Source organism: Streptomyces sp. AB3(2024) (genome assembly GCF_041862025.1).
GTDB lineage: Bacteria > Actinomycetota > Actinomycetes > Streptomycetales > Streptomycetaceae > Streptomyces.
Genome location: NZ_JBGWAB010000395.1, coordinates 1 through 256 on the forward strand (window position 1 = coordinate 1; position 256 = coordinate 256).

The 256-nt window shown below is 71.9% G+C and carries 1 protein-coding gene; it reads left to right on the forward strand.

What is annotated here, in order from left to right:
- Positions 1-256 (forward strand): acyltransferase domain-containing protein (locus ACEPPI_RS40930; protein WP_373920302.1); only part of this gene is annotated, 256 nt, incomplete at both ends.

The following is a 256-nucleotide window of genomic DNA, read 5'->3' on the forward strand; positions in this document are numbered from 1 at the left end:
GCGTGTGTGGCGGGGATCTTGTCGTTGGAGGATGCGGCGCGTGTGGTGGCGCTGCGGTCGCAGGCGATCGGCCGGGTGCTGGCGGGGCTGGGCGGGATGGTGTCCGTGCCGCTGGCCGCTGCCGAGGTGCGTGAGCGGATCGCTCCGTGGGGTGAGGAGCGGATCTCCGTCGCCGCCGTGAACGGGCCGTCGTCTGTGGTGGTCTCGGGTGAGGTCCAGGCGTTGGAGGAGTTCCTGGCGGCTTGTGAGGCGGACG